The organism is Janthinobacterium sp. P210005 (assembly GCF_036231865.1).
GTDB classification, from domain to species: Bacteria; Pseudomonadota; Gammaproteobacteria; order Burkholderiales; family Burkholderiaceae_D; genus Janthinobacterium; species Janthinobacterium kumbetense.
This window is the reverse complement of record NZ_JAZARC010000001.1, coordinates 1,558,974-1,584,203: the sequence shown is the minus strand read 5'-3', so window position 1 is coordinate 1,584,203 and position 25,230 is coordinate 1,558,974. Positions and strand designations below refer to the sequence as shown.

The following is a 25,230-nucleotide window of genomic DNA, read 5'->3' as shown; positions in this document are numbered from 1 at the left end:
TATTTCATATCATTCATTGATATTTCTCAAATACACTGTGGAAATCTTGTTTGTCTGAAATTTAAATTGGGGGCAGGGCAATGACGGCGATACCTACGGCAAGACCTTCGTATATCTATCAGGGCGGTTCGGTGATGATGCACTCGCCGCTGCAATTGAAACAGTCGGAAATGTACGGCTATTTCGTCCGGGGCGACCTGGCGAAGCTGCAGGCGACCGTGAATACCACCCTGAACCAGGTGGCGGGCAGCAAGATGACACTGAAAGCCCTGTCGCCGTATGTGATGCTGACGTTTACGCGCGTCAACCATGCGGATTCCGCCAATCCCGTCGACCAGGCCAAGGGCTGGATCACGGAAGTCGATATCGTCACCTGGATCATGGTCGGCCAGATGGATGCCGCCGGCAAGCTCGCGCATATCTACTGGTATCCGTGCCATATCTTCGTCGATGACGCCATGGCCTTGATCAACGGGCGCGAACTGTTCGGCTATCCGAAATACCTGTGCGACTACGAGATCCCCGCCGCCGGCAGCGAGCCGCTGCGCTGCTCCGTGGCCGCCAAGGGTTTCCAGCATTTTTCGCCGGAAACAAAACTGGCCCTGCACCCTTTGCTGGAAGTCAACGCCACCGTGCAGACGGGGCAGCACAAACCCATCAATAGTTTCCTGGAACTCATCGAGCAGGCGTTCCAGATTTTCCTGTCCATCCCCGATTTCTTTGACATGGATCAGGCCGGCTGGGCCGATGCTTTGTCGCTGCTGCGCAATCCGCGCATCGACCAGATTTTCCTCAAGCAATTCCCCGACAGCGCGGGCGTGAAAGCCGTGTACCAGGCCCTGGTGGCTGCGCCGGCCGAGATCAACCGCCTGCACAGCGCGCGCCTGCTTGGCTACGAATACGAATGCACGCTGCACGCCTTCGACAGCTTCCCGCTGGATCAGACCCTGGGCCTGAAACTGGGACCGCAGGCGGCGATCTTGCCGTTCCAGGTGAATTTCGACTTCACGGCCATGCCGGGCGAGGAACTGGTCGACAATTCCCGCATCGCGCCGGAAAAGATCGCCATCCTCGGCGGCGGCGTGGCGGCCATGACCACCGCGTACTATCTGACGAACCAGCCTGGCTGGCAAAACCGGCATGCCATCACCGTGTACCAGCTGGGCTGGCGCCTGGGCGGCAAGGGCGCCAGCGGACGCAATGCGCAAGCGGGCCAGCGCATCGAGGAGCACGGCCTGCACATCTGGTTCGGCTTTTACGCGAACGCTTTCAAGATGATCAAGGAAGCGTATGCAAGCCTGGACCGTCCGCCCGGCGCGCCGCTGGCCACCTGGCGCGACGCTTTCAAGCAGCACGATTACGTGGCCCTGTCGGAAGACGTCAAGGGCAAGTGGCGCAACTGGTCCATCGTCTTTCCCACCTTGCCGGGCGAGCCGGGCGAGGGCGGCGAAGACATCACGCTGTGGCAGATGGCCGTCGCCATGGTGGGCTGGATCGAGCAATGGATACGCCAGATCCGGCAGGTGGCGGACGCCGATGCGCGCATCGTGCGCGCCAGCACATCGCAAGGCGAGGGCGTGTGGCCGGGCTGGCTGCGCCGCCTGGCCGATGAAGTGGTGGGGCAGGCCGACGAGCTGGGACTGGACGTGGGCCTGTCCGTGGGCGCGCTGGTGGCGCTGGTGGCCGACCTGGCACCGGACTCCACGCGCCACGACCAGGCCCGCCATCAGCTGCTGGCCAGCACCCTGAACGGCATCCGCGCCTGGCTGCGCCTGCGCTACCGCGCCCTGATCGATGGCGACGACGAATTGCGCCGCCTGTTCATTTGCCTGGACCTGGGCATCACGGTCATGAAGGGCATGTTCCAGGATGGCGTGTTCAAGAACGGCTTCGACGTCATCAACGATATCGATTTCCGCGACTGGCTGCGCAAGCATGGCGGCGACGAGCAGTTCAGCGTCAACTCGGCGCCCGTGCGCGGCTTCTATGACCTGGTGTTCGCCTACGAGGGCGGCGATTTTGCGAAACCGAACATCGAGGCGGGGACGCTGTTGCGGGCGATGGCGCGCATCGGCCTGGCCTACAAGGGCGGCATCATGTTCAAGATGCAGGCCGGCATGGGCGACACGATCTTCACGCCGCTGTACCAAGTGTTGAAAAAAAGGGGCGTGGAATTCAAGTTCTTCCAGCGCGTGGAAGAATTGGTGCCGGGCGCGGGCGACATCGACAGCATCCGCATCACCGAACAGGTGCAATTGAAGGACCCCGCCGCCGGCTATGCGCCGCTGGTCGACGTGAAAGGCCTGGCGTGCTGGCCCAGCGCGCCTGATTATGCGCAGATCGAACCGGCGCAGGCGGCGCTGCTGCAGGAGAAAGAGGTGAACCTGGAATCGTACTGGAGCGACTGGCCGCAGCAGTACCAGCAAGCGTTCGGCCGCGCGCTGCCCGCCACGGTATTGAAGAAGGGCGTCGATTTCGACAAGGTGGTGTTCGGCATTTCCATCGGCTCGCTGCCCGCCTTGTGTCCGCAACTGCTGGCGCAAAGCCCAGCCCTGCAACTGGCGGCCGACAAGGTGCAAACCGTGGCCACGCAAGCCTACCAGGTGTGGCTCAACAAGGATTTGCGCCAGATGGGCTGGACCACGCAACCGAAGGGCCAGCAGCCCGTGCTGTCGGCCTTCACGGAGCCGTACGACACGTGGGCGCCGATGGATCAATTGTTGGCGCACGAGGATTGGCCGGCGGGACTGGCACCGAAAAACGTCTCGTACTTTTGCAGCGCCTTCCCCGTCGACAGCTATCCGCCCGTCACCGACACGGATTTCCCGGCCCGCTGTGCGGCCAGGGCGAAGCAGGGCGCGCTGCACCAGCTGGAACGCGAGATCGGTGCGCTGTGGCCCGAAGCGGGCGGGCCGGGCGCGTTCCCGTGGCAATGGCTGGTCGACGCGAAGGCGGCCACGGGCGCGGCCCGTTTCGACAGCCAGTACTGGCGCTCCAATGTCGACCCGTCCGAGCGCTATGTGATGTCGGTGGTGAACAGCACGCAGTACCGGCTGGCCACCGACCAGTCGGGGTTCAGTAACCTGTTCCTCACGGGCGACTGGATCAAGACGGGCATCAACGCGGGCTGCGTGGAGGCGGCCGTGATGGCGGGCATGCAGACGTCGCGCGCCATGACGGGCTATCCGGCCGTGATCCAGGGCGAGACGGATTTTTAGTGATTTCGCTATGATGGCGTTTCATTGTTCCCTGCGCGAGCGAATCATGCAACGCCTGATGCTGTTGTTTCTGATCTGTATCAACCTGCACGCGGTCGCAGCGCCGCCCGGCGCGATCATGCTGTGGCCCGGCGCGCCGCCCGGTGGCGCGGCGCCTGGGCCGCAGCGCGACAGCGCCAAGGGTTCCATCACGCAGGTCGAACAACCGTATCTGATCGCCCACCGCCCGGCGCAGCCGAACGGCATCGCCATGCTCCTAGTCAGCGGCGGCGGCTATGCGCATATCGAGGCGGGCAAGGAGAGCGGCCCCACCGCCCGCTGGCTGCAGGCGCAGGGCGTCACGGCGTTTGAACTCGTGTACCGCCTGCCGCAGGAGGGTGGCGGCGTCAGCGCGCCGTTCCAGGATGGCCAGCGCGCCATGCGGGTGATCCGTGCGCGCGCGGCCGAATGGGGCATCGACCCGGCACGCATCGGCATGCTGGGATTTTCCGCCGGCGCCCACCTGGCCGGCATGACGGCCGTCCAGCCCGACGCGGCCCGCTACGCGCCCGTCGATGCGGTCGATACCGTCTCCGCGCGCCCCGACTTTGCCGTGCTGCTGTATCCCGTGCTGACCATGCAGGCGCCATTCGACACGACGCATGCGAAAAAGCAGTTGCTGGGACGTCACCCCGCGCAGGCGGCGCGCGACGCGCTGTCGGTGGAATTGCACGTCGATGCGCGCACGCCGCCCATGTTCATTGCGCAGGCGCTCGATGACCCGATTGCGCCGCCCGAGAACAGCCGGCTGATGGCGGCCGCCCTGCGCCGCGCGGGCGTACCCGTCGAGCTGCATTGGTTTCAGCGCGGCGGCCATGGCTGGGGCCTGGGCAAGCCGGGCAGCGAGCCGGCCGCCTGGCCGCAGCTGTTGCTGGCGTGGCTGCAAGCGCATGGCTGGATGGCTCAGCCGGCGGGCTGAGTTTCCAGGTCGCGCCGCGCCACGCTCAGCGCCTCCTGCAGCTGCGGCAGGAACTGTTCCACGTTATCGAGCTGGCCGTTCGAGGCCAGGGTTTCCATCTGGTGGCACAGGCCGTGCAGGGTGGGGCGGCTCAGGTAGCCGGCGCTGCCCTTCAGGGCGTGGAAGGCGGCCGCCGCCGCGCTGGCATTGCCATCGCGCACGGCGTGGCAAGCCAGGTCCAGGCGCCGCGGCGCTTCCGTCAGGAACGCTTGCGCGATGCGCTGCAAATGCTGCGGCGACAGGCCGGCCAGCGGCAAAATGTGCACGGGCGCCGTCATGGGGTCGGCCGGCGTCTCCGCCTGCGCCGTGTTGGCCTCGTCCAGGCCGAACTGGCGCGCCAGGCTGTCGTCCCCGATGGGCGCGGCAGGCGGCAGCGCGTGGCCGCGCGCCAGCAGCAGGTCGATGAGGGCGTCGATTTTCTCGAACAGCAGCGCTTCGTCGACGGGCTTGCTGAGGAAGTCGTCCATGCCGGCGGCCAGATAGCGTTGCCGGTCATGTTCGCTGGCGTTGGCCGTCAGTGCGAGGATGGGGATCTGCGCGTCGGGAATGGGGAATTCGGCGTTGCCGCCGTCGCGGATCAGGCGCGCGGCCTGTTCGCCATCCATCAGCGGCATGCGGCCATCCATCAGCACGCAATCGTAGGCGCCCGCACCCAGCGCACGCAGCGCCTGCTCGCCGTTTTCCACGATGGTGACCTCATGCCCCATGCTTTCGAGCAGGGTGCCGATGATGATCTGGTTGGTGCGCACGTCTTCCGCGCACAGGATGCGCAGGCGGCAGGCGTGGCGCGCGTGGCGTGCCGGCCGGCGCGCGTCGGCCGCCGGCGCGCTGCCTGGCGTCAGCGGCAAGGTGAAATGGAAGCGCGAGCCGATGCCGATGCGGCTTTCCACGCCGATCGTGCCGTTCATCAGTTCGACCAGCTCCTTGCAGATGGCCAGGCCCAGGCCCGTGCCGCCGTAGCGCCGCGTGGTGGAGTGGTCGGCTTGCTCGAATTTCTGGAACAGGCGCGGCAAGGTGTCCGCGTCGATGCCGGGGCCCGTGTCGCTGATGATGAATTCGATCTCGCTGCGGCCGTCGCGGCGCGGCGGCGTGCGGGCGCGCCGCACTTCCAGCAGCACTTCGCCATTCGCCGTGAATTTCAGCGCATTGCCCAGCAGGTTGATGAGGATTTGCCGCAGGCGCGTGGGGTCGGCGCGCACATAGCGCGGCAAGTCCAGCGCCAGTTCGCGGCGCAGCAGCAGGCTCTTGGCGTCGGCCTGGCCCTGCACGATGCCGGCCGCGTCGCCGATCAGCGCCAGCAAGTCGAAGTCCACGGTTTCCAGGGTCAGCTTGCCGGCGTCGATCTTCGAGAAATCGAGGATGTCATTGAGAATGGTCAACAGCGACACGCCATTGTGCAAGCCGATGCGCAGGTATTCCTGCGTGCGGCCTTTGACGGACTGGTCGCGCAGGGCGAATTTCAGCATGCCGATCACGCCGGCCAGCGGCGTGCGGATGTCGTGGCTCATGGCGGACAGAAAATCGATGCGGTGGCGGCTGACCACTTCCGCGTGTTCCTTGGCCTTCAGCAGGGCGTCGTTGCTGAGGGTGAGCGCCAGGGTGCGCTCCTGCACGCGCTGTTCCAGGTTGTTGCGCAGCAGGCGGATCTGGTCGGCCAGGGCAAAGGCCAGCAGCAAGCCGTCGAGCGTGCCGCCGAGCAGGGTCACCAGCTGGGCGTTGGCCACCATGGCCGGCATCAGGCCCAGGTTGGCCGGCAGGATCAGGAAGCCGGGCAGCATCAGGGCGACGAAGGCCAGCACGAAGAAGCGCGCCGGCTGGTAGCCGCGGCACCAGACGACGATGCCGCAGACGAGCGCCAGCAGCATCCAGATGCTGATGACGATGGTGGCCAGCGTGTGCGCATACGACAGGGCGAAGAAGCAGCTGGGCAGCAGCAGCAGGGGCAGCACCAGGTTGACCTTGCTGATGCGGTGCAGCAGGGGCGAGTAGTCGCGCAGGCGCAGGAAATGCGTGTAGAACAGGGTGCTGAAGACGGGCAACAGGAAAAACGGCACGTAATGCAGCTGCAGCATGCGCCAGTCGAACAGGTCGGCAAAGACGTGGAAGGTCATGGCCCAGGCCAGGCCATAGGTCAGCACGTACAGCGCGTAATAGGCCGAGGCTTTTTCCAGGGTGATGGAAAAGATGAAGAAATTGAACAGGCCCAGCGCCAGCAGGGCGCCGATCGACGCCACCATCAGGAAGTTTTCCTTGCCCACCAGCTTGCGGTAATCCTGCTGCGTCTGCACGCCGAACAGCGGCGCGCGCGCGTAATAGGGGCTGGAAAAGCGGATCAGGATGTCATACGTGGCGCCGGGCGCCAGTTGCACGTTCCTGCCGTAGTGCAACAAATACTCGTGCGGACGCTGGTAGCCCGTCAGCAAGGTCTGCGGCGCCGCCTGCAGTCCGGGGCCATACACGTACACGTCGACCAGGTCGATCAGGGTGTCGTTCGGGTCGATGACCCAGGCCGTTTCGCCGCTGTCGTTGCGCACTTGCGCGTGCAGCCAGTAGGCGCCGCCGAACAGGTCGACCTGGCTGGCCGGGCGCAGTTGCGCCAGCCAGGCGGGCAGGGCGGCCGCATCGGCGGGCGCGGCGTCATTTCCGGCGAGAAACAGTTGCCCACCGTTGCCCAGGTGCTGGATGCCTTGCTTGCTCAAGGGTAAGGGCGCCGCCTGCGCCCCACCCGCCAGGCCCAGCAGGCCGATCAGCAGGCCGACCAGGAGCGGCCAGCCGCATAGCCAGGCGCAGACGCGGGAGCTGGAAGCGCGGTGGCGGGAAAGGGGCGGGTGGGCTGGCATCGATGGGTTTGGTGATGGTCGCGCGGGAAGCGGCGGCAACGCCGTTTGCTGTGGAGTGCCCATTTTAATCGACTCTTGCTGGCATACGGGCAATTTCATGTCCTGCCGGCATGACGCCCGCTCCGGTATCATGGCGCCTTTGCCCGCGAGATATTCATGCTCAGTCCCGACCAGTTCCTGGCCTTCCTGGCCGCCGCCGTTCTCATTACCGCCAGTCCCGGCCCCGACAACCTGATGGTGCTGGGCGTGGGCATGTCGCGCGGGCGCCGCCAGGGCATGGCGTTCGGCCTGGGCTGCGCCCTTGGCTGCCTCACGCACACCGTGCTGGCGACCATCGGCGTGTCGGCCCTGCTGGCCGCCTCGCCCACGGCCTTTACCGCGCTGAAAGTGGCCGGCGGGCTCTACCTGGTGTGGCTGGGCATCGGCGCCTTGCGCAGCCGCGGCGGCGCCAAGGTCGATGGCGCGGCGGCCTTGCCGGACGAATCGCTGCTGCGCCGGTTCGGCAAGGGCTTGTTTGCCAACAGTATCAATCCGAAAGTCGTGCTGTTTTTCCTGTCGTTCCTGCCGCAGTTCATCGTCGCGGGCCAGGGCAATGCCAGCTGGCAGACGGCGCAGCTGGGCCTCGTCTTCACGGCACAGGCTTGTGTGCTGTTCGGCCTGCTCGGCTATTTTTCCGGCGCCGTGGGACACTGGCTGAACCGCCGCCCGCGCGCCGGCCTGTGGCTCGACCGCGTGGCCGGCACCATCTTCATCGGCCTGGGCTTGCGCCTGATCCTGGCGCGCTGAGTTCTTGCCTGGCGGTAATGCGAAACGCCAGTTCCATCTGATCCTGCACGGCCATGGCGCCGCCCAGGACGGCGAAGGGCACGATGCCGAAGTCGCTCTGTTTCAAGAGCAGGCTGCCGCTGGCCTGCAGCTGGCGGCCATCGGCCGTTTCCTCAATCCGCACCGGCAGTTGCAGCGTGCGCGTCACGCCATGCAGGGTGATGTCCGCCTCGAGCACTTCCTTGTCGTCCGTGCGGCGCGCCTCGATGTTCACCCACGGATAGCGTTCCGCCTCGAGCACGCGCACCAGCATGTTGTGGCGCGTGCCGGCGATGGCGTCGGCCGACGGCGTCGTCGTCAAGCCGGCCGCCTGGCGCAGGCCGGCTTCATCCACACTCATCTCGTCGAGCCGGAAGCGGAAGTGCGCGCGTCCCGGCGCGGGCGCCACCACGCCCTGCAGGCTGCGGCTGGCCACCACGTGGTCATGCCCGAGCCGCGCCAGCGCGCCGCCGCGGCGCACGGTGATGGTCAGCAGGGATTCCTGCGGGGCGATGTGCAGGATGCGCACGCCCGGCTGTTGCCAGGGCGGCGCCTGCATGGCCGGCACCGCTGCCGGCGCGGCCGGGAGCGAGGCGGCGGGCGGCGGGGTGAACGGGCTGCAGGCCGCAAGCAAGGCGCAGGCGCAGGCCAGCAGCAGGCGGCGATAGGCGTGGGGCATCAATGAGGACTCCTGGCAAAGGGATGGCGGTGGCGCAGGGCGCGATGGGGCGATAGTAAGCGATCCGGGCACCGGTGCGATAGCCGCGACGCATGCGCCCCCGTTTTGCAAGACCAATTCCTTCAGTCGCATGCCAGCTCTTGCAGGGAAATGGACGTAAATGCAATGGAATTGGTATTAACAGCAGGCGCCAGAAAATGAATGTGCGGCAGTGCAAAATCGAATGGCGGAATTGCCGCGCATGCCGGGAAAAGGCATATTCGAATTAATGCTGTTAATTAGCATTAATAGTTTCTTTTGAAAAACAAACTACGCGTTTGATAGTTTCGCATGATTATGTAAATGATAATTTAAATATAATGTCGAGCTAATCAGTATGCGGTAAAAATAGAATGTCGGCGTGTCTACACGATGAATTCGATGAATGTGTTGTGAAATATCAACGAGATAATTTAATTTCATTGTTGGAAACAAAAAAACCACTGTTGTCGTACGCTTGAAGTGTTACTTGTTCATATAATCATGACAAATAAATGTCATTTTTATATTTGTCTGCATCTTGCAGCGGTACATTTCTTAGCGAACAACATGATCAAAACACACCAGGAAACGGCAGGCCGTTCCGGCCGCCACGCAGCTTTTTCGTCCGCCGCGCGCTATATGGGGATGCTGGCCGCGCTTGTCGGCCGCGCCCGCCTGCCTCATTTTTCCAAGTGTCATGTTGCGCCGCTGGCGCTCGCTTCCCTGCTGCTGGGCGCCGCCGCGCCCGCCGCCGCACAGGTGTTATGGGAGGATTACCGCGGCATCGAGCGGGTGCCGGCCAATCCGCCCGCGCCCAATTACAACAACGGCTTCAACGCGGGCAGCACGGGCCGGCTCGCCAGTCTGGCGGCGCTGGCCGCCAATCCCGCCGCCAACGCGGCGCGCACGGGGACGTCGGCGCAGCTGGACTGGGCCAATGGCACGACCGCCAATCCCGGGCAGCTATGTAACTTCGATACGCAGCAAACGTCGGCCGCCTGCCGGGCCTGGATCATGGGCCGCGTGATGTACACGCTGGTGGTATTTCCCCAGGCGGGCAATTACAAATTCAGCGTCGCGCACGATGACGACGTGAAGGTGGATTTCTCGACCCAATATTCGACCAATTACCGCAATACCGTGTACAACGTGGCCGTGGGCAGCGTGGCCGAATATTCGAATAATGAAACGGATTTCCAGAATTTGGCCGGCAATTTCAATAGCGCCACGCCCGGCGGCTGTTATCTGGCCCGCGTCCTGTGGAATAACGTGGGCGGCATCAATTATTTGCACATGCGCTGGACGCGTCCTGACAATGTGACGGAAATTATTCCCGCTGCGCAATTGCGCGATCCCGGCCTGGCCAGTTCCTATGCCGACTGCACCAATAGCAAGACGGATCTGGCCGTCAGCAAGGTGGGACCGGCGCAGTTTTCCGTCGGCAAGCCCCTGAGCTACACCATGAAGGTGTGGAACCGCGGCCCGGCCCTCAGCACGGGCGCCACCTTCAGCGACGTGCTGCCGGCTAGCCTGAGCAATGTCAGCTGGACCTGCGCCGCCAGCGGCAGCGCTTCCTGCGGCACGAAAACCTCGGGTGCGGGCAGCAACAACGTGAGCATTACCATGGGCAACCTGCCTGTGAATGGCGCCGTCAGCGACCCTACCGCGGGTTCCTACCTGACGGTGACGATCACGGCCACGCCGGGCGACGCCGCCAGCATCGTGAATACGGCCAATGTGACCGTTTCGCCCAACGAAACGGATAGCGATCTGAGCAACAACAGCAGCAGCACCACGGCCACGGTCAGGACGAATACCTTGACGGTGCTCAAGGTGCTGGCGCCGGTCGGCGACAGCGGCCTGTTCATCATGAATGCCAACGGCACGGCCGGCGTGCAGGGCGGCAACGGCGCCACGGCCAGCGCCGTGGTGCGCGTGGGCAACCTCGTCACGTTTGCGGAAACCGCGGGCACGGCCACCGTGCTGGCCCAGTACCAGAGCAGCTACAGCTGCGCACGCACGGATACGGCGGCCGTCATTTCCAGCGGCGCGGCCAACGCGGGCAACTTCACCATGCCCGAGGCGCCCGTCACGTGTACCATCAGCAACCGCCGCCTGCAGGCGGACATGCAAGCCGTCACGACGGTGCCGGCCGGTCCCTACAATGCCGGTTCGCCCGTGACGGTGACGGGCGTGTGCACGAACAACGGCCCCGACAGCGCGGCCGCGCCCACCTGTGTGATGAGCGGCTTGCCCGCCGGCGCCACGGCCAGCTGCAGCGCACCCGTGTCGCCCTTCATTCCCGGCTCGCGCATCAATTGCAGTTCCACCTTCAACCTGCCCGCCAGCGGCAGCCTGACGATCACCACCACGGCCGGCGCAAGCACGCTGGACCCGATTCCCGCGAACAACGTCGACAGCGACACCCTGGGCATCGTCAGCCCGCTCGTGCGCGTGCAAAAAAGCGTCGACAAGACCAGCGCCTTCATCGGCGACACGGTGCAGTGGACCTTGACGGCGAACAATACCGGCACGGGCGCCACCACGGCCATCCTGACCCTGACCGATACCTTGCCGGCCAACCTGGCCGGCATCGTCGTCACGCCCACGGCGCCCGCCACCTGCGCGCCGCTGGCCGGCAATACGCTCAGCTGCACCGTGCCGGCCGGCCTGGCGCCGGGCGCCAGCGCCGTGGTCAGCCTCACTGGCGTGCCGACGGCAGCCGGCAGTTTCGTCAACAGCGTGGCGCCTTCCGGCGGCAATGGCGCCAGCTGCGCCACGGCCGGTGCCTGCCAGACCACCACCGTGGTCAGCAAGGCGCTGGTGGACGTCACCACCACCCTGAACGGCTTTCCCGGCTCGACGAATGCGGGCGATGCCATCAGCGGCACGGTTACCTACCGCAACATGGGACCGGGCGCGGCGGAAAACGTCACATACACGCTGCAATTGCCGCCTGGCTTGACGGGCGTGTCCGTCGGCGGCGTGACGGGGGTGTACAACGCGGGCACGGGTTTCATCGTCCTGTCGGGCCTGCCGCCGAACCTGGCGGCCGGGCAGGGCGTCACCTTCAATCTCAGCTATACGCAGCCGCCCACGAACACCTCGTTTGTCACCAGCGTGATCGGCACCTCTTCGGTCGAAGTGGCCAACGATTTGCCGAATACGGCCACCGTGATGGTGCCGGGGCCGAACGTGCGCGTCACCAAGGTGGCCGACAAGCTGACGGCCAACGTGGGCGAAAACATCACGTGGACGATCACGGCCAGCAATACGGGCAATATCGCCAACCAGGGCATCGTGAGCCTGGCCGATCTGCTGCCGCCCAACCTGGTCGTCACCAGCGTGATTCCCGGTCCCGGCGTGACGTGTCCTCCGCTGGCGGCCTGGGTGGCGTCGAGCACCCAGACGTGCACCATCGCCGCCGGCCAGCTGGCGGCCCTGAACGGCAGCCGCAGCGTCACCATCACGGCGCATGCGACGGCGGGCGGCAGCCTGGCCAACCGCATCATGCCGGCCGGCCCCGATAATCCATCCTGCGCCACGGCGGAAAATTGCAGTACGGTCACTGCGATCACCAGCCCCAAAGTGGCGGTGACGAAAACCGTCGACCACGCCAGCATCAATATCGGCGCCACCCTGACCTGGAGCGTCACGGCGACCAATAGCGGCGATGGCGCGAGCACCGCGCCCATCACCCTGACCGACACCTTGCCGGCCAACCTGACGGGCATGAACGTGGCGCTGGTCGGCAGCGCCACCTGCGCCGCGCCGGTGGGCAATACCCTCACGTGCACGGTGCCGGCCGGCCTGGCCGCGAATGGCGGCGTGGCCGGTTTCACCGTCACGGCCCAGCCTGCAGCGGCGGGAACGTATGCCAACAGCGTCGTGCCGTCCGGCGCCGACAACCCGGCCTGCGCCACGCCTGCCGCCTGCGCCACCACCAGCACGGTGACCAGCCCCAGCGTGGCCGTGACGAAAGGCGTCGACAGGACCACCGTCAACCTTGGCGACACCATCACGTGGACCCTGAAAGCCATCAACAGCGGCAGCGGCCCCACGAATGGCCCGATCACCTTGACCGACACCTTGCCCGCCAACGTGGGCGCGCTGCAGATACTGCCCGTGGCGCCCGCCAGTTGCGGCGTGCCCGTCGGCACCACGCTGACGTGCACGGTGCCGCCAGGCCTGGGCAGCGGCATGCAGGCAACGGTGACCATCAAGGCCGTGGCGAATGCGGCCGGCACGGTGGCCAACAGCCTCGTGCCGGGCGGCGTCGACAATCCTGCCTGCGCCACGCCGGGCGATTGCCAGACCACCACCACCGTCACCAGGCCGAACGTGGCCGTGAAGAAAACCGTCGACAAGGCCAGCGTCAACGTGGGCGACACGCTCACGTGGACCTTGACGGTGAGCAACAGCGGCACGGGCGCCAGCACGGGCGCCGTCGCCTTGGCCGACACCTTGCCGGCCGGCCTGGCGAACGTCGTCGTCAGCCCGCAGGCGCCCGCTACCTGCGCGCCCGTGGCGGGCCAGAACCTCGCATGCAGCGTGCCGGCCGGCCTGGCCCCCGGCGCCTCGGCGAAAATCGTCGTCAGCGCCACGGTCACCGTGGCTGGTGCCGCCGTCAACAGCGTGCTGCCATCGGGTCCCGACACTCCCGCCTGCGTGCTGCCCGGCGATTGCGGCACCACCACCACGGTGGTCAAGCTGCTGGTCGACGTCACCACCACCTTGAACAATTTCCCGCCGAATACCCTGGCGGGCGACATGATTTCCGGCACCGTCACCTACGCCAACGTGGGACCGGGCCCGGCCGAAGGCGTCACGTACACCCTGCAACTGACGCCCGGCTTGAGCAATGTCACCCTGACGGGCGCCGTGGGCAGCTACAATCCCGCCACGGGCGTCGTCACCCTCAGCGGCTTGCCCGTGGGCCTGGCGAATGGCCAGAGCACCAGTTTCAACGTCAGCTACACGCAGCCGGCCGACAACCTGTCGATGGTGACGTCGAGCATCGCCACCACCTCGGTGGAAGTGGCGAACCACTTGCCGAACACGGCCACGGCAACCGTGCCCGGCCCCATCATCCGCGTGACGAAACTGGCCGACAAGACGACGGCCAACGTGGGCGAGACGATCACCTGGACCATCACGGCCACGAACACGGGCAGCCTGGCCAACCTGGGCGTGCTGACCCTGACCGATATCCTGCCCGCCAACGTGGCGGTGCTGTCCGTCACGCCGGGCGCGGGCGTCAGCTGTCCGCCGCTGGCCAGCTGGCTGGCCAACAGCGCGCAAGCGTGTACCGTCGCGCCAGGCCAGCTGGCCGCCGTGAATGGCAGCCGCAGCATCACCATCACGGCCAGGGGCACGGCCGGAGGCAGCCTGGGCAATAAAGTGCTGCCGAGCGGGCCAGACAATCCCGCCTGCGCCCAGGCCGCTTCGTGCCAGACGACGACCACCATCCTCAGCCCGCAAGTGGCTGTGCGTAAAACCGTCGACAAGAGCAATATCAACGTGGGCGAGGCGCTGACGTGGACGATAGCCGTGGCCAATACGGGCACGGGCGCGACCATGGGCATCGTCACCCTGACCGACACCTTGCCGGCCAACCTGACCCTGTGGCAAGTGTTGCCCGCGTCGCCCGCCACGTGCGCGGTGCCGAACGGCAACCAGCTCGTGTGTTCCATTCCCGCCGGCATGGCGGCGGGCGCCACGCTCAATATCGTCGTCAAGGGCGTGGCCAATGCGGCCGGCGCCTATGTCAATACGGTCGTGCCGAGCGGCCCTGACAATCCCGTCTGCCCGCAGCCCGGCGATTGCAGCACCACCAGCACGGCCGTGAAACTGCTGGTCGACGTGACCACCACCCTGAACGGCTTTCCCGGCAGCACGCATGCGGGCGACATGATCGCCGGCACCGTCAATTTCAGCAATATCGGCCCCGGCCCGGCCGAAGGCGTGACGTACAGCCTGCAACTGGCGCCCGGCCTGGCCGGCGTCAACCTCGGCGGCGTGACGGGCAGCTACAACGGCGGCTCCGGCCTGGTGACCTTCAGCGGCGTGCCCGCCACCCTGGCGGCGGGGCAGGGCTTCAGCTTCCAGCTCAGCTACATCCAGCCTGCCAGCAACCTGTCGACCGTGGTCAGCCGCATCGCCACGACATCGGTGGAAGTGCCGAACGACCAGCCCAACGTGGCCACCGTCACCATGCCCGGTTCCATCATTCGCGTCAGCAAGACGGCCAACAAGGCCGTGGCGAATGTCGGCGAGGAAATTATCTGGACGATTACGGCCAGCAACACGGGCAGCCTCGCCAACCAGGGCGCCGTGATCCTGACGGACTTGCTGCCAGCCAATATCGTCGTGACGAATGTGGCGCCCGACAGCGGCGTCACCTGTCCGCCGCTGGCCAGCTGGGTAGCCAACAGCAGCCAGAGCTGCAGCGTGGCCATCGGCCAGCTGGCGGCCGGCAACGGCCAGCGCCAGATCGTGCTGACCGGCAAGGCCAGCGCGGGCGGCAACCTGGCCAACCAGGTCATGCCGAGCGGTCCGGACAATCCAGCCTGCTTCCAGGCCAACAGCTGCCAGACGCAGACCACCATCACCAGCCCCAGCCTGGCGCTGAGCAAGAGCGTCGACAAGCTGGCCCTGAATATCGGCGACAGCCTGACGTGGACGGTCACGCTGGCCAATAGCGGCACGGGGGCCAGCACGGCCGTCGTCACCCTCACCGACACCTTGCCGGCCGGCCTGGCGAATATCGTCGTCACGCCCGCCGCGCCCGTCACCTGCGCGCCGCTGGCCGGCAATGGGCTCACGTGCAGCGTGCCGGCCGGCCTGGCCGCCGGCGCCAATGCCACGCTGCAAGTGACGGCGCGTGCCGCCGCCGCCGGCAGCCTGGTGAATGGCGTCAGCGCCAGCGGCACGGACAATCCCGTCTGCCTGCAGGCGGGCGATTGCAGCACCACCAGCACCGTCAGTTCGCCGCTGCTGCACGCCAGCAAGACGGTCGACAAGACGGCGGCCAACGTGGGCGATACCCTGACGTGGACCTTGACCTTGCGCAATACCGGCACGGGACCGAGCACGGCCATCGCCACCCTGGCCGATACCCTGCCTGCTGGCTTGGCGAACGTGCTGGCGACGCCGGTGGCGCCCGTCACCTGCGCCGCGCCGGCGGGCAATGTCGTCAACTGCAGCGTGCCGGCCGGCCTGGCCGCCGGCAGCGCCGCCACCGTCAAGCTGAGCGCCACGGCGACCCTGTCGGGCAGCCTCGTCAATGCGCTGCTGCCGGGCGGGCCGGACAATCCCGTCTGTGCCGTGCCCGGCGATTGCCAGACCACCACGGTGGTGTCGAAACTGCTGGTCGACGTGACCACCACCCTGAACGGTTTTCCCGCCAGCAGCAATGCGGGCGACGCCATCCGCGGCGTGGTGACGTTTGCCAACGTGGGGCCGGGCGTGGCGGAAACGGTGACTTACAGCCTGCAACTGGAAGCGGGCCTGGGCGGCGTCTCCGTCAGTCCCGTCAGCGGCGCGCCCGGCATCAGCGGCGTCTACAACAGCGGCACGGGCTTGTACGTGCTGAGCGGCTTGCCGGCCACCCTGATCGCGGGGCAGAGCGCCAGCTTCAATCTGTTCTACACCCAGCCAGCCAGCAACAGCTCGCGCATCACCAGCGTCGTGGGAACCAGTTCCACGGAAATCGTCAACGACTTGCCGAATACGGCGACGACGAACTTGCCAGGTCCCGTGATTCGCGCCAGCAAGACGGTCGACAAGGTGAACGCGGCCGTCGGTGATATCCTGACCTGGAGCATCACGGCCACGAACACGGGCAACTTGCCGAATCAAAACGCCGTCGTCATCGCCGACGTGCTGCCCGCCAATATCGTCGTGCTCGGCGTGACGCCCGATGGGGGCGTGAGCTGTCCGCCGGCCGCCAGCTGGACGGCAGGCAGCGTGCAGTCATGCACGATTGCGGCAGGTCAATTGGCCGCCGGCAATGGCAGCCGCAAGGTCGTCATCACGGGCCGCGGCACTGCGGGCGGCAGCCTGTCGAACCGCGTCGTGCCCAACGGCGGCGACAATCCCGCCTGCGATACGGCCAGCGCCTGCCAGGCCACGACGACCCTCGTCGCGCCGCAAGTGACGGTGCGCAAGAGCGTCGACAAGGGCAATGTCAGCGTGGGCGACTTGCTGACCTGGACCATTACCGCCAGCAATGGCGGCACGGGCGCGACCAAGTCCGCCATCGTGCTGACCGACAACCTGCCAGCGGGCGTCAGCGGCGTGCAAGTGCTGTCCACGCAACTGGCCACCTGCGCGCCCGTGGCGGGCAATATCGTCACGTGCAGCGTGACGGCCGGCCTGGCGCCGGGCGGACAGGCGCAAGTGGTGCTGCGCGCCACGGCCAGCGCGGCCGGCGTGCTGCAGAACACGGTGTTGCCTGGCGGCCCGGACAATCCTGTCTGCGCGCAGGCGGCGGACTGCACCACCACCACCACGGCCATCAAGCTGCTGGTCGACGTGACCACCACCCTGAACGGTTTCCCCGGCACCACCAGCGCCGGCGACCAGATCAACGGCATCGTCAGCTACAGCAATGTGGGTCCCGGCATGGCCGAGAACGTGACGTACAGCCTGAAACTGGCGCAAGGCCTGATGGGCGTGACCCTGAGCGGCGCGGCCGGCAGCTATGACGCCGTCAGCGGCATGCTGACGGTGACGGGCTTGCCCGCCAGCCTGGCGGCCAACGAAGTGCACAGCTTTGGCCTGTCGTATATCCAGCCGGCCAGCAATGTCTCGACCATCGTCAGCATCATCGCCACCAGTTCGACGGAAGTGCAGTACGACTTGCCGAACACGGCCACGGTGACCATGCCTGGTCCCGTGATTCGCGTCAGCAAGACGGCCAACGTCGGCAATGCCAACGTGGGCGACAGCATCATCTGGACCATTACCGCCATCAACAGCGGCGGCGTGGCCAACCTGGGCGTGGTGACCCTGGCGGACATCCTGCCGCCGAACCTGACGGTGCTGGCGGTCAACGCCGATGCGGGCGTGACGTGTCCGCCGCTGGCGAACTGGGTGGCGAACAGCGTGCAAAGCTGCAGCATTGCTGCTGGTCAATTAGCTATCGGCAATGGCACGCGCAGCGTGCGCGTGACGGCCACGGGCACGCTGGAAGGCGTGCTGTCGAACCGCGTCATGCCGAGCGGACCCGACAACCCGGCTTGCGCGCAGGCGAACAGCTGCGAATCGAGCGTCGTGCTGACGGGACCCAAGGTAGCGGTGCGGAAAAGCGTCAACCGCGCCAGCGCCAATGTGGGCGATACCGTCGTGTGGACCATCACGGCCAGCAACACGGGCACCGGCCCCACGCGCGCCGTCATGACCCTGGTCGACACCTTGCCGGCCGGCCTGGCGAATGTGGTGCTCACGCCCGTGCGCGCCACTTGCGCGCCCGTGGCCGGCAATGTGCTCACGTGCAGCGTGCCTGCCGGCCTGATCGGCAATGGCGGCGAAGCCAGCGTGGAAGTGTCGGCGACCGTCACCCAGGCGGGCGCGGCGCTCAACCGCGTCGTGCCGTCCGGGCCCGATGCGCCGCTGTGCTTGTCTCCGGCCGATTGCCAGACGACTACCAACGTCACCAGCCCCAGCGTGATGGTGAAAAAAGTGGCGGACAAGGCCAATGCCAGCATCGGCGACACCATCAGCTGGACCATCACGGCCACCAACAGCGGCAGCGGCGCCACCACGGCGGCCATCATCTTGACGGACGACCTGGCTGCCAGCCTGGCCGAGATCGTCGTCACGCCCGCCGCACCGACCACGTGCGCGCCGCTGGCGGCGAATAAACTCGTCTGCACGGTGCCGGCCGGCCTGGCGCCGAATGCCGTGGCCGCCGTCACGGTGAGCGCGAAAGTGGCGGCCAGCGGCACCCTGAGCAATACCATCGTGCCCACCGGTCCCGACTTGCCGCGTTGCGCGCAGGCATCCGATTGCACGGCTGTCACGGAAGTGGCGAATCCCGCCATCGGCGCGGCGCTGGGCGTGGGCAAGGTGACCCAGCTGTCGGCCAAGGTCTTCAACGTGCCGTACACGGTGGTGGTCCGCAACGTGGGCAAGGGCGCGGCGCAAAATGTACAGGCGCTCGACAGCCTGCGCGCCGCCTTCCCTGAACCGGTCGCGTGCCGCATCGTCGCGCCGCCTGCCGCGCCCGCCATTGGCGGCAGCCGGCAGCTGGCCGTCAATCCGGGCTTTACGGGCGGTTGCGGCGGCAGCGACTTGCGTTTGCTCAATGGTGATGCGGCCTTGGGTGAGGGCGAGTTGAGCGTCATTACTTTCACCGTGGAAATCACGGTGCAGGATGCGACCTTGCCGCAGTACAACAATAGCGTGTTTGCCAGCGCGCTGGGCGGCAATGTCGCCAACGGGGGCGGCGCCATCAGCGTGCCGCCCGCCCCGGCGGCAGGCGTGATCGCCGCCAACCCCACGTATACGCCGCCCGTGGGCAGCCTCGTGTTCGATGCGTCCAACAATGGCGGCAGCCATGCGGGCGCCGTGGCCACGGCGGCGGAGGTGGCCGCGCTGGCGGACAAGGTCGATCCTAACCGCAACGGCAATGCCTCGGATACCGTGGGCGGCGTCGCCTTCACGGGCGAAGACACGCCCACGCCCGTGGTGTTGCTGCGGCAAGTGGTCGATGTCATCAAGGCTGTGTCGGCGCAGCAGCAGGTGGACGCCAGCAAGTTCGAGATCAGCTACACGGTGCAGGCGGCCAACCGCTATCCTGCCGGTTATCCGACCTCGACCATGGTGCAGGTGGCGGAAAACCTGAAGGCCGTCTTCCCCACGGCCACGAACGTCACTTTCAAGCCGGGCAGCCTGGCCGTCACGGCGCGGCCCGCCGGCGCCACGGCTTGCGCGGCGAATGCCGACTTCAACGGCATCACCGTGTTTGGCTTGCTGAGCGGCCAGGGCGACTTGCAGCCGCAGGAAAGCTGCAACATCGTCTTCACGGTACTGGTCGACTTCGGCAGCGTGGCGGCGATTCCCACCGTGCCGCAATTGAACCAGGTATATGCGAGCACCATGCTGGGCACGGATGGGAGCGGGCGCAACATCGGCCACAGCTACAGCGGCGCGGGCGGGATCAGCACGCCGGTGGCGCCGGCCAGCGTGCTGGCCCTGGCCAGCTCGGCCGACACCTTGCTGCTGCCGGCCACGCCAGGCGCCACGCCGCCCAGCTTTACGCCCGTCGTGTTCAACACGAAGGACAAGCCGATGTTGTTGATCAGCAAGAGCGTCAACAAGACCCAGGCCGAGATCGGCGACAGCCTGCAATACACGATCGAGGTGAAGAACACGGGCCTGGCGACGGCGTTCGGCGTCAGCGTGCTCGATAAACTGCCGGCCGGCTTCCGCTACATCGACGGCACCACCACGCGCAACAATGTGCTGCAGCCCGATCCTTCCGGCAAGCCCGGTCCCCAGCTGAGCTTCAAGCTGGAGTCGCTGGCGCCGAACGCCAGCGCCAGCTTCCGCTACCGCCTGCGCGTGGGCGTCGGTTCGCTGCAGGGCGACGGCATCAACCGGGCCCAGGCAACGACCACCAACGGCCCGCCCTCGAACGAGGCGCGCGCGAAAGTGAAGGTGACGGGCGGCGTGTTCACGACGGATGCCTGCATCGCCGGCAAGGTGTTTGTGGACTGCAACAACAACCACGTGCAGGACGGCGAGGAACTGGGCATCCCGGGCGTGCGGCTGTACATGGAGGATGGCACGAACTTCACCACGGACGTGGAAGGCAAGTACAGCTATTGCGGCATCACGCCGAACAGCCATGTCATCAAGGTCGACGGTTCGACCTTGCCGCGCGCCAGCCGCATGATGGAAGCGTCGAACCGCAACCTGGGCGATCCGCACAGCCTGTTCCTCGATACCAAGAACGGCGAGCTGCTGCGCGCCGACTTCATCGAGGGTTCGTGCTCGAATCCCGTGCTCGAGCAAGTCAAGGCGCGCCGGGCGCAGGGCGAGGTGCGCAGCGTGGAAAGGGAGGGCGGCAAGGGAGGGGGCTTGAGTTTCAGCAGCCAGCCGGCCGCCGCGCCGGCCCAGGCAACGGACAGCGCCAACCAGCCTGTCGTTGCACCGCGCGTACCCGCCACCGCGCCAGATGCAGGAGGCAGCCATGCGCAATAAGCCTCTTCCACCTTACTTGCCGCTTGCCAATGCTGCTAAAGAGAAACAAGCCATGAAGAGAACTCTCCCCGCGCCCCGGCGCATGGCGGCCGCGCTGGCCCTGCTGGCCTTGCCGGCGGCCAGCCTGGCGCAATTGCCCTTGCCGGACCATGCGGCAAGCTCCGCCGTGGCGGCGCCATCCTTCCTTGCCGGCAAGGTGGGCGCCACCGATTACGCCATCAACCGGGGCGTGGCGCGCATCGCCGTCGAGACGGACGGGAACGGCGTGCCGGCCGATGGCCAGAGTCCCGTCAAGGTGACGGTGAGCCTGTTTGACGAGCAGGGCCAGCCCCTGGCGGGCAAGGCCTTGCTGACCATCGAAGCCAGCGGCGGGCGCATCCTGCTGCCCGGCGCCCGCACCGATGAACTGGGCCCGGAGCGGCGCGACGCCGACAAGGTCACGCCCGGCACGCAGCTGGCGGTGGAAAACGGCGTGGCGACGTTCAGCCTGCTGGCTCCGGCCACACCGCAGGACGTGTTGCTGCGCGTGTCGGCCGGTGCCGTGGCGGCGCAGGGCACGATCAGTTTCTTGCCGGAATTGCGCGACATGCTGGCCGTGGGCTTGATCGACGGCATCATCAGCAAGCGCAGCCTGTCGAGCAGCGACATTGCGCCGTCGCGCTTCAACGACGGTTTCGAGCGCGACATCCAGCGCTGGAGCCGCGCTTTTAATAATGGCAAGGCCAACGTGGCGGGCCGCGCGGCGATGTTTTTGAAGGGAACCATCCGTGGCGATGCCTTGCTGACGGCCGCCTACGATTCGGACAAGGATACGCGCGCGCGCCTCTTGCGCGATGTCAATCCGGAAGAGTTCTATCCCGTGTACGGTGACAGTTCCGTGCGCAACTTCGACGCCCGCTCCAGCGACCGTTTATATGTGCGCATCGACCGGCAAAAAAGCTATGTGCTGTACGGCGACTTTGCCACGGGAGACGGCTTCAGCCAGATGACGGGCGGCGGCACCGTGGCGAACTTGCAGCAGAGAAAACTGGGCCAGTACAACCGCACGGCCACGGGCGGGCGCGGCCATTATGAACAGGATGGCATCGTCGCCAATGCCTTCGCCATCAACGATAGCCTGAAGCAGGTGGTCGAGGAATACCGGGCGAACGGCACATCGGGGCCGTTTGCCGTGCGCAACAACAACGCCATCGAAAACTCGGAAAAGATCGAGATCGTCGTGCGCGACAAGAATCAGAACGGCAATATCGTGCAGGCGACGCAGCTGCGCCGCTTCGAGGATTACAGCTTCGAGCCGTTCAGCGGGCGCATCCTGTTCAAGCAGGCGATCCCCGCGCTGACACCGAATGGCGATCCGCAATCGATACGCATCAGTTATGAGGTGGATCAAGGCGGCGAGAAATTCTGGACCGTAGGCGTGGATGGACAAGTGCAGCTGGGCAAGATGGTCTCGCTCGGCGGCTCGGCGGTGGAAGACAGGAATCCCTTGTCGCCGTACAAATTGCATAGTGTCAACGCGGGTGTGCGCCTCGGCGAGCACAGCCTGCTGGTGGTCGAGGTGGCGCGCACCACGTCCACCAGCTACAGCGCGGGCGGCAGCATCTACACGACGCCGTCGGGCCAGGCGGGCGAGTTGCGCGATGAAGTCAGCGGCAATGCGGCGCGGGTCGAGTTGCAGCACAAGGATGAGAAGCTGGAAGCGAAAGCCTTCTGGAGCCGTTCCGACCAGGATTTCAATAACACGGCGGCCGGCATCACGGGCGGGCGGGGCGAGGCGGGGCTGAAAGCGGGCTACAAGCTCAGTCCCGCCGTCACCGTGTATGGCGAGGCCATCCGCAGCGACGAGCGCAGCACGGACGCGCGCCGCGATGCGCAGCGCCTGGGCGTGGCGTGGAATGCCAGCGAGCGCTGGCTGCTCGACGTGTCCGTGCAGCACATGAAGGAGAGCGGCGGCATGCCGTCGACGGCCGGCATCGCGCCGAACACGTCGCCGCTGGGCACGGGCTTGAATCCCACGGGCGGCTTCTTCGGCAACGGCACGGCGAACACGGCCATCGACCCCGTCACGGGCGGCAGCATCACCACGTTTGCGCCGATCAACCCCGGCGTGGGCGCGGGCGCGACGGTGCCGCTGGACGCCACCACCGTGCGCCTGGGCGCGCAATACAAGGCCACGGACCGCTGGACCCTGAATGGCGACGTGGAAAAAAGCATCGCCGACGCGGACCAGCACCGCTACGGCCTGGGCGCGCAATACCAGCTGGCCGAACGCAGCCGGCTGTATGCGCGCTATGAAAACCAGACGGGGCTGGCGTCCGCGTATTCGCTCAATCCGGCCGACCGCAGCACCAGCTTTGTCGCCGGCGCGGATACGGGCTACATGCCGGGCGGCACCGTGTTCGGCGAGTACCGCATGCGCGACGCCATGGATTACAGCCTCAGCAACCAGCGCGACTTGCAGCTGGCGTCCGGCTTGCGCAACACGTGGAACCTGGGCGAAGGGCTGGCGGCGAACACGAATGTGGAATACCTGAAAGTCATGAACGGCCAGCAACAGCAAGCCGTGGCCGTGGCGGCAGGCTTCGACTATGCCGTCAATCCCCTGTGGCGGGGCTCCGTCAAGCTCGAGTACCGGCGCCTGTTCGACAGCGACATCGCGCCGGGCAACCAGCGCCAGGATCAATGGCTCAATACCATCGCCTGGGCGCGCAAGCTGAGCCGCGACTGGACTTTGCTTGCACGCAACTACCTGCTATACACGCGCAACAACGACGACGCCAGCGGCGCGCCCGTGGGCAACGTGCTGCAGGACCGGGCGCAACTGGGCTTTGCGTGGCGTCCCGTCGACGACAACCGTTTCAACGGCCTGGCCCGCTATGAGTACAAGACGGTGCGCGACCAGTCGCAGATCGATGGCGATAATTACCGCGCGCATATTGTTTCCACGCACCTCGATTACCACCCCAGCCGTCCCTGGTGGTTCACGGGCAGGGTTGCCGCCAAGCACAATAACGACAGGAACCTGCCCGCCGGGCAAGAGAAATACACGGCGTGGCTGTTTTCCGGGCGCACCGTGTACGACATCAGCAAGCACTGGGACATCGGCGTGCTGGCGGCCGTGATGGGCAGCCCGCAAGGGGGCAGCCGCCAGTGGGCCAACGGCGTCGAAGTGGGCTATCTGCTGGCGCAAAACCTGTGGCTGTCGGCCGGCCACAACTGGTCGGGCTTTTCCGACCGCGACCTGACGGGCGCCGACTATACGGCCCGCGGCCCCTATTTGCGCCTGCGCTTCAAATTCGATGAAAACTTGTTCAAAGGCAAAGACGCCACCATCAACCGTACCCTGGCCCGGCCATGAAAGCTACCATGACTCCCTCACTGATACCGACGATGACACCGATGATGACCACGACGATGAAACTGCTGCCGCTGGCCGGCCTGCTGGCCATGGGCCTGGCCCAGGCGGCTACGCCGACCCTGCCGGCGGCGCCGCTGGCCATGCCCCAGCTGCGCATCAGCGACCAGGCCGTTTCTGCCGACCAGCAGGCGTACCGGCTGCTGCAGGAGCGCATCAAGAAGCTCAACGACGGCGGCGTGCGCGTGGGCGACTATTACCTGTCCAAGGCGCAATGCTGGCTGGACGTCTCGTTCCACGAATACACGCGCAACGACCGCTCGGCCTTTCCCCTGCAGGCGCTGCAGGAATCGGCGAAGATTGTTGCCGCGCTGGAAGACGGCAGCACGCCCAATCCCGGCGATGCGACGCCGCTGGTGAACGACGCCACGCGCTTGCGCGACGACCTGTGGGCCAGCTTCGGCAAGTTGCGCGCCTCGCCCGGCTTCGCCTGCGCGGCGCAAAAGGTGGCGTGCGGCGAAGTGGAACTGGCGCATGCGGGCAATGAATACAAGCAGCAGGGCTGGCGCCACGCGAACCCGTACGTGCAACTGGCCGAGGATGCGCAGGCGGCCGCCCAGTCCGCCGCGGCATCCTGTCCTGCCGAGCAGCCGAAGCGGGTAACGCCGCCGGACATCTTGCCGCCGCGCATCGAGCATGAACGCATCACCCTGGACATGGACGCCCTGTTCCGCTTCGACAAGGCGGGCGCGGCCGACGTGCTGCCGCAGGGCATCGAGAAAATCCGCGACCTGGCGGCGCGCCTGAAGCAGGGCTATGTGCAGATCGATACGCTGTCCGTGACGGGGCACACGGATCGCCTGGGTTCGGACAGCTATAACCAGGCCTTGTCCGAGCGGCGCGCCTTGACGGTGAAACAGTTGCTGCGTGAACAGGGCATCGCCAATGTCATCAGCGCGTATGGCAAGGGCAAGGCGGAACCCGTTGCGGCTTGCGAGAAGGTGGCGCCGGGCGCGGCCCTGATCGCCTGTCTGCAGCCGAACCGCCGCGTGGAGATCGAGTTGACGGGTATCAAGAGTTCCGCAAAGGAGGGCGGCGCACCTTAG

Annotated in this window: 8 protein-coding genes; 6 read left to right on the top strand and 2 right to left on the bottom strand. The window is 66.3% G+C overall.

Annotated elements, in window-relative coordinates; all coding sequences use genetic code 11:
• Window positions 1–80 precede the first annotated feature (80 nt).
• Window positions 81–3,218: an NAD(P)-binding protein gene (locus tag VPH40_RS06880; RefSeq protein WP_328573069.1), complete on the top strand. Its 3,138-nt coding sequence runs from the start codon at window positions 81–83 to the stop codon at window positions 3,216–3,218.
• A 46-nt stretch (window positions 3,219–3,264) separates the two neighbouring features.
• Window positions 3,265–4,176, top strand: a complete 912-nt coding sequence (locus VPH40_RS06875) for an alpha/beta hydrolase (protein WP_328573068.1) — start codon at window positions 3,265–3,267, stop codon at window positions 4,174–4,176.
• On the opposite strand, the gene VPH40_RS06870 is transcribed toward VPH40_RS06875, so the two are convergent.
• The gene (locus VPH40_RS06870; RefSeq protein ID WP_328573067.1) at window positions 4,161–7,055 is read right to left on the bottom strand and encodes a hybrid sensor histidine kinase/response regulator; all 2,895 of its coding nucleotides are present in this window, start codon (window positions 7,053–7,055) and stop codon (window positions 4,161–4,163) included. The genes VPH40_RS06875 and VPH40_RS06870 overlap by 16 nt on opposite strands.
• A 156-nt stretch (window positions 7,056–7,211) precedes the next feature.
• Between VPH40_RS06870 and VPH40_RS06865 the strand changes: the two genes are divergently transcribed.
• Window positions 7,212–7,841, top strand: coding sequence for a LysE family translocator (locus VPH40_RS06865; RefSeq protein ID WP_328573066.1), 630 nt, complete (start codon window positions 7,212–7,214; stop codon window positions 7,839–7,841).
• On the opposite strand, the gene VPH40_RS06860 is transcribed toward VPH40_RS06865, so the two are convergent.
• The gene (locus VPH40_RS06860) at window positions 7,804–8,538 is read right to left on the bottom strand and encodes a YceI family protein (RefSeq protein WP_328573065.1); all 735 of its coding nucleotides are present in this window, start codon (window positions 8,536–8,538) and stop codon (window positions 7,804–7,806) included. The genes VPH40_RS06865 and VPH40_RS06860 overlap by 38 nt on opposite strands.
• A gap of 588 nt (window positions 8,539–9,126) precedes the next feature.
• Between VPH40_RS06860 and VPH40_RS06855 the strand changes: the two genes are divergently transcribed.
• From VPH40_RS06855 to VPH40_RS06845, 3 genes are read left to right on the top strand one after another with little or no spacing between them, the layout of a single operon-like run.
• Window positions 9,127–20,769: a hypothetical protein gene (locus VPH40_RS06855; RefSeq protein ID WP_328573064.1), complete on the top strand. Its 11,643-nt coding sequence runs from the start codon at window positions 9,127–9,129 to the stop codon at window positions 20,767–20,769.
• A gap of 52 nt (window positions 20,770–20,821) precedes the next feature.
• Complete coding sequence (locus VPH40_RS06850) at window positions 20,822–24,127, top strand: hypothetical protein (RefSeq protein ID WP_328573063.1); 3,306 nt, start codon at window positions 20,822–20,824, stop codon at window positions 24,125–24,127.
• An 8-nt stretch (window positions 24,128–24,135) separates the two neighbouring features.
• On the top strand, window positions 24,136–25,230 hold the full coding sequence (locus VPH40_RS06845; RefSeq protein WP_328573062.1) for an OmpA family protein: 1,095 nt from the start codon (window positions 24,136–24,138) through the stop codon (window positions 25,228–25,230).

Coding starts and splice junctions, on each gene's coding strand:
- VPH40_RS06870 (WP_328573067.1), bottom strand. CDS start 7,055: ATGCCAGCCCACCCGCCCCTTTCCCGCCACCGCGCTTCCAGCTCCCGC.
- VPH40_RS06865 (WP_328573066.1), top strand. CDS start 7,212: ATGCTCAGTCCCGACCAGTTCCTGGCCTTCCTGGCCGCCGCCGTTCTC.
- VPH40_RS06850 (WP_328573063.1), top strand. CDS start 20,822: ATGAAGAGAACTCTCCCCGCGCCCCGGCGCATGGCGGCCGCGCTGGCC.
- VPH40_RS06880 (WP_328573069.1), top strand. CDS start 81: ATGACGGCGATACCTACGGCAAGACCTTCGTATATCTATCAGGGCGGT.
- VPH40_RS06855 (WP_328573064.1), top strand. CDS start 9,127: ATGATCAAAACACACCAGGAAACGGCAGGCCGTTCCGGCCGCCACGCA.
- VPH40_RS06845 (WP_328573062.1), top strand. CDS start 24,136: ATGACTCCCTCACTGATACCGACGATGACACCGATGATGACCACGACG.
- VPH40_RS06875 (WP_328573068.1), top strand. CDS start 3,265: ATGCAACGCCTGATGCTGTTGTTTCTGATCTGTATCAACCTGCACGCG.
- VPH40_RS06860 (WP_328573065.1), bottom strand. CDS start 8,538: ATGCCCCACGCCTATCGCCGCCTGCTGCTGGCCTGCGCCTGCGCCTTG.